The 13,415-nt window shown below is 52.4% G+C and carries 9 protein-coding genes and 1 pseudogene; 7 read left to right on the top strand and 3 right to left on the bottom strand.

Annotated features, from left to right (window positions below; translation table 11 throughout):
• Positions 1 to 307 precede the first annotated feature (307 nt).
• Both ABD892_RS14865 and ABD892_RS14860 read left to right on the top strand, forming a co-directional pair.
• Positions 308 to 595, top strand: coding sequence for a hypothetical protein (locus tag ABD892_RS14865; RefSeq protein WP_345196647.1), 288 nt, complete (start codon positions 308 to 310; stop codon positions 593 to 595).
• Positions 596 to 599: 4 nt separating this feature from the next.
• Positions 600 to 794 (top strand): hypothetical protein, encoded by a 195-nt coding sequence (locus ABD892_RS14860; RefSeq protein WP_345196645.1) that lies wholly within the window; start codon positions 600 to 602, stop codon positions 792 to 794.
• 119 nt (positions 795 to 913) lie between these two features.
• Here the strand turns inward: ABD892_RS14860 and ABD892_RS14855 are convergent, their stop codons facing one another.
• Positions 914 to 1,654 carry a L,D-transpeptidase family protein gene (locus ABD892_RS14855; RefSeq protein ID WP_345196644.1) on the bottom strand — a complete coding sequence of 247 codons (741 nt, stop codon included), beginning with the start codon at positions 1,652 to 1,654 and terminating at the stop codon, positions 914 to 916.
• 225 nt (positions 1,655 to 1,879) lie between these two features.
• Between ABD892_RS14855 and betI the strand changes: the two genes are divergently transcribed.
• The 4 genes from betI to ABD892_RS14835 all read left to right on the top strand — a co-directional run bounded on the left by betI (position 1,880) and on the right by ABD892_RS14835 (position 7,051).
• Positions 1,880 to 2,479, top strand: a complete 600-nt coding sequence (gene betI, locus ABD892_RS14850; RefSeq protein WP_345196643.1) for a transcriptional regulator BetI — start codon at positions 1,880 to 1,882, stop codon at positions 2,477 to 2,479.
• Complete coding sequence (gene betB, locus ABD892_RS14845; protein WP_345196642.1) at positions 2,479 to 3,933, top strand: betaine-aldehyde dehydrogenase; 1,455 nt, start codon at positions 2,479 to 2,481, stop codon at positions 3,931 to 3,933. Before betI ends, betB begins: the two co-directional genes overlap by 1 nt.
• 20 nt (positions 3,934 to 3,953) lie before the next feature.
• Positions 3,954 to 5,642: a choline dehydrogenase gene (gene betA / locus ABD892_RS14840; RefSeq protein ID WP_345196641.1), complete on the top strand. Its 1,689-nt coding sequence runs from the start codon at positions 3,954 to 3,956 to the stop codon at positions 5,640 to 5,642.
• A 191-nt stretch (positions 5,643 to 5,833) separates the two neighbouring features.
• Positions 5,834 to 7,051, top strand: a complete 1,218-nt coding sequence (locus ABD892_RS14835) for a BCCT family transporter (RefSeq protein ID WP_345196639.1) — start codon at positions 5,834 to 5,836, stop codon at positions 7,049 to 7,051.
• Positions 7,052 to 7,151: 100 nt separating this feature from the next.
• Here the strand turns inward: ABD892_RS14835 and parC are convergent, their stop codons facing one another.
• Both parC and ABD892_RS14825 read right to left on the bottom strand, forming a co-directional pair.
• Positions 7,152 to 9,425 carry a DNA topoisomerase IV subunit A gene (gene parC / locus ABD892_RS14830; RefSeq protein WP_345196638.1) on the bottom strand — a complete coding sequence of 758 codons (2,274 nt, stop codon included), beginning with the start codon at positions 9,423 to 9,425 and terminating at the stop codon, positions 7,152 to 7,154.
• Between the two features lie 173 nt (positions 9,426 to 9,598).
• The gene (locus ABD892_RS14825; RefSeq protein ID WP_345196637.1) at positions 9,599 to 11,974 is read right to left on the bottom strand and encodes a hypothetical protein; all 2,376 of its coding nucleotides are present in this window, start codon (positions 11,972 to 11,974) and stop codon (positions 9,599 to 9,601) included.
• 1,124 nt (positions 11,975 to 13,098) lie between these two features.
• Between ABD892_RS14825 and ABD892_RS14820 the strand changes: the two are divergent.
• Positions 13,099 to 13,344: pseudogene (locus ABD892_RS14820) on the top strand (helix-turn-helix domain-containing protein); the annotation flags it as partial.
• Between the last annotated feature and the right edge of the window lie 71 nt (positions 13,345 to 13,415).

Below are 13,415 nucleotides of genomic sequence, written 5' to 3'. Positions count from 1 at the left end.
TCTTTTCCGACATGCTCACACACCTTAATAGGGTTTCAAGATTACCCTTGTTTGTGTGTCCGGAAAACTATAACCACTTCAAGTTCCAGCATTTATTATTCTCCGTTATAGGCTGCAGGCAGGTGTTTGTTTTCCATGAATCGTTAATGATTCTGCCTGATTTGTTGGTGCTGTGTTAGTTCAGTTTTTGTGAAAACCCCATAAGTCGCAACCGGCATGAGAGGACTGTCACCGAAAGTCCATTGATTAAAGATGCGATCTGTCAGGCCGACGATACTGGCATATCTTTTAAGCCGGAGAATGTGACATGGATTTTGAATACTTTGCTAATGCTGCAGCCATGCTGTTTTCATCTATCGCCATGGTGGTGCTGCTGAAAGTAGCTACCCAGTTTGGGGGGGTGATTGGTAAGACCCTCAAATTCATCACTGCCGGTATTTTTATGTCCGTCTTCTGCCATGCGGGATTTGAGCTTTTAGCCGTGATGGAATTGATTGATGAAGAGCTGCTGTTCCCGGTGATGGGGACACTTTTGACCGCTGGTTCGATCAGCTTTGTCTGGGGTGGATGGATTGCTATCAAGAGTTTCGATTGATGGTATGAACGGTTCTGACGAAAGCTCAGGTCCAACCCGAAAAGAGCAGTGCAAACAGATCATGCTGGAGTTGTTCGGGCCCTCGAATGCGGCCAAGGTTGACTATATGGATGAATCTGAATGCGTTGAAGAGTGCCGGGAAAAAGTGAAAGCGCTTTTGGGGGAGTCGTTTGCCAAAAAGTTCGATGATCTGGAATAGTGTAGGAATGGCTCACTGAGATGAGTCGCTATCACACCATTCCATGGTGGCATCATCCTTCATGCCTGTGTTGCCCGGCCTCATTGACCTTGTTCTACTGAGTTGCAGGCCAGGTCGCGTTACAGCACCGGCAACTGCCATAACGGTTGATTTTTCTGATATTCCTTTTCAGGCAATACTACGAATAGTGGTTTGCTGTCTTTATCCAGCCATGCCAGCAGTGTATCCAGCTGGGATTCCTCCATCGTCGTGCAGCCGGCACTGGGCTTGCCTGCGCTTCGCCACAGGTGAATAAAAACACAACAGCCTTTTCCCGGGATGTTGTCGGGATTATGTCTGATGACGATGCCTTTATCATAAAGATGATCACCCGCATGAATATCGCGTCGCATAGGCTCCGTTGAATCCCTGATAGCGTTTTTTCCCACTTCGCTCACATGAACTATCTGGTTATAGCGGGGGCTGGTTTCAGTATCGATACAGTAATGGCCTGCGTCCTGTGGCTGATAATCCAGTCCGGTGTTTACGGCATTGTATTTGCCAAACGCTGTTCCCAGCTCAAATACGCCAGCGGGCGCCTTACCATCACCTTCCTGCTTGTAGGGGCCGGTTTGGTTCGGGTGCAACCCTAATCCCCAGGCGAGACCGTTTCGCCCCAGGTTGACCTGATCCTGCAATCCAGCAGGCACCCACTGATCCTCCTGTTTCTCGAAGGTGAACAGATGGCCTGTTGTGGCGCTCCAGCCTGGGGCTGTGACCACCACCAGTTGCCTGGATGTTGTTTGCGGCAGGGAAAAGTCTCCATGAACCATCAGGCTGATGCTCAATAAAAAGGCTGTCGTTATAACTGTATGCTTCAACGTAGGTACCTGTCCAAACATACGAAGGCGAATGCTGATGAGGCGGTATCTCCACGTGTAATAAAAGGCTTATTGTTAGAGTTATAAATTCCAAGTGTGTCAAAAATGCTTGTTGATGCTTAACTTAGTCGATCATTTAACCTGTTGTGGGTGTTTTTTTGAGTGTTGAATCATCGATATCAAATCATTAGACTTGTAACTAATTGGTCATTCAATAAAAACAGCATGCCAAAAGTCGGGATCGAACCCATCCGCCGTCGACAACTCATTGATGCCACGTTGCAATGCATTGAGTCCCATGGTTTCCAGGGCGCTACCATCATCCGGATCAGCCAGCTGGCGGGTCTGTCGTCCGGCATTATCAGCCATTACTTCGGCGGGAAGCAGGGTTTCATTGAAGCTGCCGTACGGCACCTGCTTGAGCAGCTCCGGCAGGGATTGTTATCCGCTACCGATGAGCAAACCGCTAACCCACACCAGCGGCTGAACCATATCGTTGCTGTCAATTTCAGTGGTTTTCAGCAGTCATCACCCGCCATACGCACCTGGCTCTGTTTCTGGGTCCGCGCCCTGCATGAGCCGGGGCTGGCGCGTCTGCAGGCGGTGAACAGCCGACGCCTGCTCAGCAACCTGCTTTATTCCTACCGACAACTGATTCCCAACCGACAGCACGCCATGAATGCCGCCCGCATGACGGCGGCCATGATCGATGGTTTCTGGTTACGCAGCACCTTAAGTCCGGCCTCAGAAACTGATTTCCGCGAAGCGGAACAGCTGTGCCGACATTTCATAGAACAACAGATTCAGCAGTACGGAGAAGTTTGATGCGCCTCAGGAATTTTGTGGATGGCGACTATCGTAGTAACAGCAGTGGGGAAACCTTCGAGGTGATCAACCCGGCTACCGGAAAGGTCGCTTACGAGGCCGAAGTAGCGGATGAGTCCATCCGCCAGGCAGCGATAGCCAGTGCTCAGCGGGGTTTTGAACACTGGTCTGCGATGACAGGTATGGAACGTAGCCGGATTCTGCAAAAAGCGGTAGCCCTGCTGCGGGCGCGTAACGATGAGCTGGCGGCTATTGAAGTGGCAGATACCGGCAAGCCCTGGCAGGAGGCGTCTGTCGTGGATGTGGTGACCGGTGCAGATTCCATCGAATTCTTTGCCGGGCTTGCGCCGGCCATCGAGGGTAACCAGCAAAGTCTCGGTGAAGATTTCTATTACACCCGACGTGAACCGTTAGGCATCTGTGCAGGCATTGGCGCCTGGAATTATCCGTTACAGATTGCCTGCTGGAAATCGGCGCCGGCGCTGGCCTGTGGCAACAGCATGATCTTCAAGCCATCCGAGGAAACCCCCCATGGAGCCCTGAAACTGGCTGAGATTTTTATTGAAGCCGGTGTGCCAGCCGGTGTCTTCAATGTTGTGCTGGGGGATGCAGTCGTCGGCGCTTGGCTGACTGGCCATCCGGATATTGCAAAGGTTTCGTTTACTGGTGAGGTGAATACCGGCAAGCAGGTGATGGCGGCTTCTGCGTCGTCACTGAAAGAAGTCACCATGGAACTCGGTGGCAAATCCCCCCTGATCATTTTTGAGGACGCCGATCTCGATGAAGCGGTATCTGCGGCCATGCTGGGGAATTTTTATACCCAGGGGGAAATCTGCACTAACGGAACCCGGGTCTTTGTGCACCGCTCGGTGTACGAAACCTTTGTGGAAAAACTGCTGGCGCGAACCCGCGACAATATTGTGGCCGGTGATCCCATGGATCCGGAAACCAATTTCGGCGCGCTGATTTCTGCGAAGCATCACCAGGTCGTGATGAATTTTATCCAGTCAGGTTTGGAAGAGGGAGCGACGTTATTACATGGCGGAAAGCCGTTGTCGCCTGCTGCTGTCCCGAATGGATATTTTGTTGAGCCCACCATTTTCACGGATTGCCGTGATGACATGACGATTGCCAGAAATGAAATTTTCGGGCCGGTAATGGCGCTGCTCGTCTTTGAGGATGAAGTTGAGGTGATTCGTCGGGCAAATGACACCACTTATGGCCTGGCAGCGGGTGTCTATACCCGTGATATCCGTCGGGCGCACCGGGTGATTCAACGGCTGCAGGCCGGCATCTGCTGGATCAACAGCTATGGGCTTTCGCCTGCAGAGATGCCAGTAGGCGGTTACAAGTTATCCGGTATTGGTCGTGAGAACGGTATGGAGACCCTGCGACACTACACCCAGCTGAAGTCTGTCTATGTGGGCATGACTCCTTTGGAAAGCCCCTTTTAACCCATAAGGCAGCGCAGTTTATGTCAACAGTATCGAATTACGATTACATCATTGTGGGGGCCGGATCAGCCGGTTGTGTGCTGGCGAATCGTCTGACGGAAGACGCCAATGTCAGCGTACTCTTGCTGGAAAATGGTGGCAGTGACCGCAGTATTTTCATTCAGATGCCCACGGCGCTCTCCATCCCGATGAATATGGAGAAGTTTGCCTGGCAGTTTGAAACTGATCCGGAACCTTTCCTTGATAACCGTCGGATGCACTGCCCCCGGGGTAAGGTGCTGGGCGGGTCGTCATCGATTAACGGTATGGTGTATGTACGCGGCCATGCACGGGATTTCGATGAATGGCAGTCCCATGGGGCGGAAGGGTGGGACTACTCACGCTGTCTGCCCTATTTCCAGAAAGCGGAAACCTGGGCGTTTGGGGGGGATGACTACCGGGGCAGCAGTGGCCCCCTCGGTGTCAACAATGGCAACCGGATGAAGAACCCTCTCTACAAAGCTTTTGTCGATGCGGGTGTTCAGGCGGGGTACTTTGCTACGTCCGACTATAACGGACGACAGCAGGAAGGCTTCGGCTCTATGCACATGACCGTGAAAAATGGACGTCGCTGGTCAACAGCGAATGCTTATCTACGGCCCGCTATGCAGCGGTCGAATCTGACGGTCATCACTCACGCGCTGGTGCATAAGGTATTGCTGGAGAGTAAGACGGCGACAGGCATTCGTTATGAGCAACAGGGCAAGGAGTATGATGTTCGAGCCAGGCGGGAAGTTATTCTCTCGGCGGGTTCGGTCGGATCACCGCATCTGCTGCAGCTGTCGGGTATTGGTCCGAAGGATGTGTTGGACGACGCCGGTATTGACGTACAGCATGAATTGCCCGGTGTCGGGGAAAACCTGCAGGATCACCTGGAATTCTATTTCCAGTTCAAGTGCAAGCAGCCTATCACCCTGAACGGCAAGCTGAACTGGTTCAGCAAGGGGCTGATAGGCGCCCGTTGGCTATTGGATAAAAAAGGCCTTGGTGCCACCAATCATTTTGAATCCTGTGGTTTCATCCGATCAAAAGCCGGCGTGGAGTGGCCCGATTTGCAATACCACTTCCTGCCAGCCGCCATGCGTTACGACGGACGCAGTGCTTTCGATGGTCATGGTTTTCAGGTGCATATCGGTCATAACAAACCGAAGAGCCGTGGCTGGATTCGGGCGAAAAGTGCAAGCCCGTCCGATAGCCCGCGTATCCAGTTTAACTACCTGGAGAGTGAGGTGGACCGGGAAGGTTTCCGCGACTGTGTACGTCTGACACGGGAAATCATCAACCAGCCAGCTCTGGATCCGTTTCGTGCGGATGAGATTCAGCCAGGCAGTGAGGTGCAAACGGATGAAGAGATTGATGCCTTCGTTCGCGGTGCGGTGGAAAGCGCCTATCACCCGTCCTGTTCCTGCCGTATGGGAACTGATGCACTGGCAGTAGTTGATCCTGACACCCGGGTACGTGGTATTAACCGCTTACGGGTAGTCGACTCTTCCATTTTTCCAACCATTCCGAACGGCAACCTGAATTCGCCGACCATCATGGTGGCGGAAAAGGCGGCGGATATTATCCGGGGTAAGATTCCGTTGGCGCCTTCGACGGTAGCGGTGGGTATGGATGACAATTGGCGAGAACGACAGCGTGTGGGTACGCCTGAGCGCACCGTGGCGTGAATGAACGACTGACTGCTGAATAACACCTGTATGGGGCAGGCGCGTTACACACCGCAGTGAGTCGAACGATATTGAGTGTTTTGGGGTCGGTCAGGGATAACCGGCTATATGAAAACTGCCTGATAAAACGATAACTACGCGGGCAGGACACAACAATCTAATAATAAAAACGAGTAACTCTGGAGAAACCTATGACTGCCTGGTTATCTGCCGGCATGCTGTTCACCTTCCTTGCGGTGGTGCTCATCCTGATCAAATGGGGCAATGTCCGCTGTATTGGTAATACACCGGTACGGACCCTGACGTTTATTGCCATTCTGTTCACCTCGGGTCTCGACGTGGGACTGATCATGTTCCCGCTAACTGAGTTTGCCGGCTATGCGGATTTGCAGGCCAGCCCTGAGTACGGGTTTACCAACCCATTGGCCATTGAGTTTGGATTTTGGGGATTCCTGATCTGGGCCTTTTATTTCCTGACCTGTTTCTACTTCTGCGTGATTGAGCCAAAGGTGGGCTTCTTTGAACGGCCACTGGTGAAGATCATCAACAATATTGTCATCATCGGTACGTGTGCTTTCACCGCTTATCTGCTGTTGGCAAACCTGCCCTGGTACCTGCCGCAGGTCGGGGATGGTGAGACCATTGTCGCTTCGTTCTACCTGATTGTGTTTGTTGCTATTGCCATTGCCGTCTATTCCAGTACCAGCCTTCGTTATGTGCGCTTTCTGAGTATTTCGACCAGTCTGTTGTTCTTGGGACTGATTGCTGTCATGTGGGGCGGCGCGATGCTGTCGACCGAGAATGGTGCGGTGGAAATGGCCAAGACCGTGGCATTGCTGGGTGGCTATTTCGGCAATATTCATGAGTTCGTCCTTCCCATGAATGATTATCACGAGTTTTACCTGTTCTGGTGGTTCTCATGGAGCATCATGATCGGCCAGTTTACCTCCCGCTTTATCGGCGGCCTGACCACCTGGCAGCTGTTTGCCGCTATGCTGGTGGTGCCGTCTATTCCGCTGGGCATCTGGTTCTCGGTGTTGTACTACTACCATGCCAATGGGCTGGAAACCGCCGGATTCTATAACCTGGCGATGGTATTTGTTGGTGTGACCTTCGTGATCAATTCAATGGATTCCCTGATCCGCTTGTATACCGATAACCTCAAGTTGACCGTGGCGCGGTTAGGTAAGGTGAAATACATCCTGGCCAACATTGCGGTCATGAGTGTGCTAACACTGTTGTTTAAACTCGACTTCCTTCAGATCCAGTGGGTCGGTGCGCTGGTGATTGCCCTGTTCTTCGCCTGCTTCAGCTATATCCTGATGACCAAACGTAAGCAGGTCATGCAGATAAGGTCTGCCGAGGAAGATGAAGTGGTGGATTACAGTAAGATCGAGCTGGCGAATTGATTCACGGTCAGATGAAGTGACTAAAAAGCCCCTCTCAGGGGCTTTTTGATTATGTATGGGGGAAACCTTGCCGGCCGAAACTGGCCAGCAGTTCAAGCGATTATTCTTCTGGATCATTTCCTTTGCTGAGGGTCTCAATCCGATCCACCTTCTGGAAACCGCGGGGCAGCTTGTTGCCGCGGCGGCCGCGTTCGCCCCGGTAGTGATCCAGGTCAGACGGCTTCAGGCGGATATAACGCTTGCCGGAATGGACGACCAGGCTATCGTCAGTGCCCAGCAGGGCGACACTGACCACATATTCTTCACGGCTGGCAGCCTTGGCAGAAGGAATATTGATCAACTTGTTACCCTTGCCACGAGCCATGACCGGCAGTTCGCTGAGCGGGAACACCAGCATCCGGCCTTCATTGCTGATGGCAACGACGTAAAGTTCTTCCTTTGCTTTCACGGATACCGGCGGCAGTGCCCGTGCTCCTTTGGGCAGGGTCAGCGCCGCTTTACCTGCCTTGTTACGGGCGCTCAGGTCGGCGATGCGGGTGACAAAACCGTATCCGGCGTCGCTGGCCAGCAGGTAGTGGTCGTCATCGTTGCCGATCAGCGCTGCGTCGAAGGTAGCGCCGGGTGGCGGGTTGACCCGGCCGGTCAACGGCTCACCCTGGCTGCGGGCCGAGGGCAGGGTATGGGTGGCGATGGTGTAGGCCCGGCCAGTGGAATCCAGGAATATTGTCGCTTGGTTGCTGCGCCCCTGAACGGACAGCAGGTAACTGTCACCAGACTTGTAGCTGAGTTTGGCGGCGTCGATATCATGGCCCTTGGCGGCGCGTACCCAGCCCTTCTTCGACAGTACGACAGTGACCGGGTCAGCGGTCATCAGCTCGGTTTCAGACAGTGCGCGGGCTTCGCTGCGAATCGCCAGTGGTGAGCGACGCTCGTCGCCGAAGGTCTCTGCATCCGCCTTCAGCTCTTTCTTGACCTGGGTCTTGAGTCGGCGCTCGGAGCTCAGGGTCAGTTCCAGGGCATCCCGTTCCTGGCTGAGTTCATCCTGTTCGCCACGGATCTTCATCTCTTCCAGCTTGGCCAGCTGGCGCAACTTGATCTCGAGGATTGCTTCTGCCTGACGCTCGGAGAGCCCGAACCGACTCATTAGCGCTTCTTTCGGTTCATCCTCGGTGCGGATGATCTCGATGATTTCATCAATGTTCAGGAAGGCGATCAGCAAACCTTCGAGGATATGCAGACGCGCCAGCACCTTGTCAAGCCGGTGCTGCAGACGACGACGGACGGTTTCTGTCCGGTATGTGAGCCACTCGAACAGGATCTTGTCCAGCGACTTCACCTGGGGCTTGCCGTCAATACCGATCATATTCATGTTGACCCGGTAGGTACGTTCCAGATCGGTGGTGGCGAACAGGTGGTTCATCAGCTGTTCTGCGTCGACCCGGTTGGAACGGGGTGTAATCACCAAGCGGGTCGGGTTTTCATGGTCTGATTCATCACGCAGGTCGGCGACCATGGGCAGCTTTTTCTTCTGCATCTGGTCGGCGATCTGTTCCAGCACCTTGGCGCCGGAAACCTGGTGTGGCAGGGCGGTGACGACAATATCCGGGCCTTCCCGCATAAAGACTGCACGCATCCGCAGGCTGCCGCGACCCTGGTGGTACATTTTCAGGATTTCATCCCGCGGGGTGATGATCTCGGCTTCAGTCGGGAAATCCGGCGCCTTGATGAATTCACACAGGTCCTCAACTCCGGCAGCGGGGTTGTCCAGCAGGTGAATACAGGCCTCGGCCACTTCCTTCAGGTTATGGGGAGGAATGTCGGTCGCCATGCCGACGGCGATGCCTGTGGTGCCGTTCAGCAGCAGGTTGGGCAGCCGTGCCGGCAACGTGCAGGGTTCGTCCAGGGTGCCGTCGAAGTTGGGTTGCCATTCCACCGTGCCCTGGCCCAGCTCGCTGAGCAGCACTTCGGCATAGGCGCCCAGGCGCGCCTCTGTGTAACGCATGGCGGCGAAGGATTTCGGATCATCCGGGGAACCCCAGTTGCCCTGGCCGTCGACCAGCGGGTAACGGTAGGAGAAGGGCTGAGCCATCAGCACCATGGCTTCATAGCAGGCGCTGTCGCCGTGGGGGTGGTATTTACCCAGTACGTCACCGACAGTACGAGCGGATTTCTTGTACTTGGCGGTGTTCTTGAGGCCCAGTTCGCTCATGGCGTACACAATCCGGCGCTGCACGGGCTTGAGGCCGTCGCCGATGTGGGGCAGCGCCCGATCCAGGATTACGTACATGGAGTAGTTGAGGTAGGCCATTTCGGTATAGGCCCGCAGTGACTGGCGTTCGACGCCGTCGTCACCGATTACGATCTGGTCCGTCATTCTGTCGTCCGGTTCTGAAACGGTTTTCCAAACATAGCACCGCCGGGCCGGTGTCTCAGGTTCGGCGCGCGGTGTCAGTGGAAAAGAATAATCGGCATAGTTTGCCAGTTATGGGGGCGGGATGGCCAGTGGGAGATTGGAGTCCCAACGGCCGTAAAGGCTGAATAAAATGATTATCTGACTTTCGGAGGGTTGTTTTTTGGCCTGTTCCTTAGGGTTTCAAGCTTTCTGTACTCATTAATGATGGTATCGGCATCTTGCTTGACGTGCTGGGCCCAGGCTGGAAGTGCCTCCGGGTCGGTATCTTGAAAATGTGTGTTGATATCTTTGTGTAACGCAACCAGTGTCGCCTGCAGCTTTTCATTCAACGGTTTGGCTTGCGATGCCAGCTTGGCATACGCTTGGGCATTGGCCAGCCGGTCATTCGGGTTCTTAAGATCTGCGCCTTTTGATAAGGCCCGGTAGAGATTTTTGTATTCATTCCAGCTGACTTTCAGCTCTCCCCATCCCTGTAGCATGCGTTCCTTGGTGGCTATATCTACCAGGTCATCTCCTGATTCATCCGCCAGGCTGATGTCATCATCCATGATGTCTCGCGGTGAGGCTTCACCGAAGCCAGAGTCTGATGAAGCAATGGATGCCGGTTGCTTCCTACTCTTGTCGATAGTGGCGTAAACCGGAGGCGTTTCCTGGGGAGGTGCAGCTAAATCATGCTGCTCAATCGATGCGGTCTGCGATGCAATGTCCGTTGTGTCATCTTCGATGAAGTCGTCCGGGGTTGCATCATTGCTGTCATGGTCGAGAACCTCTCTGGTTGTGTCAGGTTCTTTCAGAATATGCAGATTTTCATCGGTATGTGAAGCGCTTTCTAGGGGGGGGGCGGTTGTTACAGTCGTATCGCCAACGCCCGTTTGGTTCAGTACGTCGATGTTTTCGTACGTATGTAATTGGCTGATATTTTCGTAAGTGTGTAGTTTGTTGGTATTTTCATAAGGGTTTGAGGGGGCGGCTGTTTCGACATTGCCATCATTCCCGGGCTCTTTCAAAATACTGATATTTTCATACGTATGACTTTCTAACTCATCGTTCCATTCATCATCCCACTCTTCATCGTCGTCATACTCGGAATCGATCTCACTCGTGTCGGTTGAATCAACTGATCCCGGCTGACTCTCCACATCATCAACGGTATCGTCGCTATGCTCTCCTTCAAAAGAGGCTAGATCTGCAATATCGGATGCATCGCTGGATGCTATCGATGAAGGGCTTTTAGCAGAGGGGGCTTCGCTGTTAGTGAGGGCAGTGTCAGATTTTGATCCCAGACGAAAAAAGTTGATCAATGCTGCTTTGAGCCTTACTGCCAGAGATTTATAGGGAACCTGGGGGCGTTTTTGTGGCTGGGTCTTGGTTGCATTAGCCTGATCAGGTTGCAGTAGCGATGCCTGGTTCTCTGTTTTCAGTGATGGACCCGTTTCATTGTTAGGGTGCAGAGCGGCAATATTCTCATAGTGAATGCTACCCACAGATGCTGCTCCAGTTTGGGTTACTGGAGCACTCCCACGATGACCCTGCGGCTTGGGGGAGCTGGTTGGTGTATCGGTGTCGGACGGGGCGTTCGTTTTTTCTATATCCGTCCCGATGGTTGATGATTGCTTTGATGTGTCGGTTACAGCTTGTCTGGTAATACCGCCGTTCAGGGTTTGCGTGCTGAAGGTTGCCTGAACTGGTTTGGTCGTCTGGGAATCCTGTGAGCGCGAGGTGCTCTGGGTTTGTGTGCCTTGTGTGTTTGTTCCTGCTAGAGGACGTGTTTCTGTTGACTGTTCGCGCTGGCTCACAGGGGTTGTGCGTGTTGCCCGAACATCTTTTTCCGTCTTGATATCGGCTTCATGAGAGTGTGGTGTCGGCTGTTTGTCAGCAGTTATTGTCTTGCTAGAGGGCGGTTTGACAGTCGTTGTAGCTTTTGCTGCTTTTTGAGCTAAATCTTTGGGCTTGGGAGGCGGCTTTGGTTTTGTTCTGATTGGTGATGGTTGGTCAGACGTTTTATCAATGGGTTTATCAACCGGTGTTTCCTGGTCGTTTGATGTTAGTGCGGTTACAGAGCTTTGATCCGGTAGATTGCCTTCACTGGTCTTAACTGTGGAGACAGCATCCGTTGATTGCGGTAACGGAGGGATGTTGGTCGCGGTGTTGTGTGAGGGGGCGTGACTTTCTTGCTCCTGCCAGGGTGTAGGGATTGTCTCTGTTAGCTGCACTGCAGGGAATAGAAGTGTTTCAGGTACTTCGATTGTTGTCTGGGGATAGGTGATTTCTTCCAGTTCTGCCAATGCCTCATCACTGATGTCAGTATCTTCTGCTTCTGCCTCTTTGATTGTGGAAGCTACTGATTTTGGTTCTTGGGGAAGGAGGTTGTCGTCTTCGACAGTGTCAGGTATGGGAGCTGATACCTTGGATGCTTCGGGAGTATGTGAACTCAAGAAACTGTTGTACTGTTCATAACTGTCGACGTCCTTGATGAAGTATTCGACATGTCGCACGGTTTTCAGGGCCATGTCTTGTGCAATATCCTGGATAACTGCCTTTGCCTCAGACAGCGTTTTAGCGGGAAATCCTTTCTTTTGCAGTGATGGACCTAAATAGGTTGCCAGCGTTTCAAGGACATGATCCTGACTGATTGAGGCATCCTGCTGCCATAACCGGTTGTACTCATTTCGCAAAGCTTCCCCAGATGACTGTTGTGGCTTCTGAGGGGTATAGGTTTGCTGGTATTGCCCCTGGTAAGCGGGCAGCGCCGCTTGTGGCGCAGCCATGGGGGGGTAATACATGACGGGATACTGGATAATCTGAACGTTCCAGCCCCTGGGTACGTGAATAACCGTGTTTTGCGCGGTAATGGGGATGACATACTGTATCGGGACCTGGACAATTTTTACCGAGCGTCCAAAGATACCACCGCTGGCTCCGTAGTGGGGTTTGCCTGCCTGAATGTAGATGTGTTGCGTGGCCGGAACCGGTGACGTTGGAATGCCGTTTTTTGCCATTTGCTATCCGTGCAAGACAGGAGGTTCATTAAGAAAGCATAGTTAAATTGGCCTTCCATTTTGTGGTTGATGCACCTTTATCAAAGAAGGCGATATATTTCCTGCGATATATAGCATTCTTTTATTACGTTCTGGATTTTATGAAGCTCACTGCCATTTAACTGAACGTCATACCTATCAGACGCAGTGCCAGTAGGCTGAGCAAAAGCTTGAAAAAGGGTCATGTATCACAAGTGCAATGAATACACGTAACTTGAACTACAGCCATGAGCCACTCAAAAATCGCGGATTCTATACGATCAACAGATCATGAATCATGACCCATTGCTCTGGTGATGAATCAGATCCGTTGATTACGTATATATAACAGCCGCCGATGATGGTTATGCTCGGTCCATACCTTAAATGATGGTGACACGATATTCTCAGTGGGTACTGGCGAGATAGCGCCAGTTAATGTCAACACACTGGGGGTGAGTGCTGCAGCCGTGATGGAAACAGCTATTCATCGTGCTGTGTTAATGGCAGAAAAGTGTTGCCATATTAATACAATAAGTGCAACGGGCTGAAATTTGAGAAGTGAGGCAGCTGTCAGTAGATTTCTAAGTTGTCACACTCTGAAATGGATGTCTGGAATGAGCACTCAAACCAAACACTACAAACAGCTGACTCTGGGTCAACGATACCAGCTTCAGGAGATGCTGAAAAATGGACTGTCATTCAAAGCTATTGCTGACACGCTGGGCACTGTTAGCCGTGAGTTAAACTGTAATTCCGGACCTGATTTTTACTGCCCTGAAACTGCGGAACGCAAGAAAACCGAGAGAAAGCGAACTGCTCACAAGGCAAAGAAAAGAGATGAGCAGCATATGCATATTCTGGTTTACTTGAACACCGATTCTGGTCTACTTGAACACCCCCGTCACCTTACGTATTGGCGAGCCTGATTTTT

This window comes from Kistimonas scapharcae (genome assembly GCF_039540975.1).
GTDB classification, from domain to species: domain Bacteria; phylum Pseudomonadota; class Gammaproteobacteria; order Pseudomonadales; family Endozoicomonadaceae; genus Kistimonas; species Kistimonas scapharcae.
The sequence above is the reverse complement of the archived record's forward strand: the minus strand, read 5'-3'. Positions and strand labels throughout refer to the sequence as shown.

What these genes read in the sequence shown, in the direction of transcription:
- betI (WP_345196643.1), top strand. Translation starts at nt 1,880, where the DNA reads ATGCCAAAAGTCGGGATCGAACCCATCCGCCGTCGACAACTCATTGAT.
- parC (WP_345196638.1), bottom strand. Translation starts at nt 9,425, where the DNA reads ATGACGGACCAGATCGTAATCGGTGACGACGGCGTCGAACGCCAGTCA.
- ABD892_RS14825 (WP_345196637.1), bottom strand. Translation starts at nt 11,974, where the DNA reads ATGGCCCTGAAAACCGTGCGACATGTCGAATACTTCATCAAGGACGTC.
- betA (WP_345196641.1), top strand. Translation starts at nt 3,954, where the DNA reads ATGTCAACAGTATCGAATTACGATTACATCATTGTGGGGGCCGGATCA.
- ABD892_RS14865 (WP_345196647.1), top strand. Translation starts at nt 308, where the DNA reads ATGGATTTTGAATACTTTGCTAATGCTGCAGCCATGCTGTTTTCATCT.
- ABD892_RS14860 (WP_345196645.1), top strand. Translation starts at nt 600, where the DNA reads ATGAACGGTTCTGACGAAAGCTCAGGTCCAACCCGAAAAGAGCAGTGC.
- ABD892_RS14835 (WP_345196639.1), top strand. Translation starts at nt 5,834, where the DNA reads ATGACTGCCTGGTTATCTGCCGGCATGCTGTTCACCTTCCTTGCGGTG.
- betB (WP_345196642.1), top strand. Translation starts at nt 2,479, where the DNA reads ATGCGCCTCAGGAATTTTGTGGATGGCGACTATCGTAGTAACAGCAGT.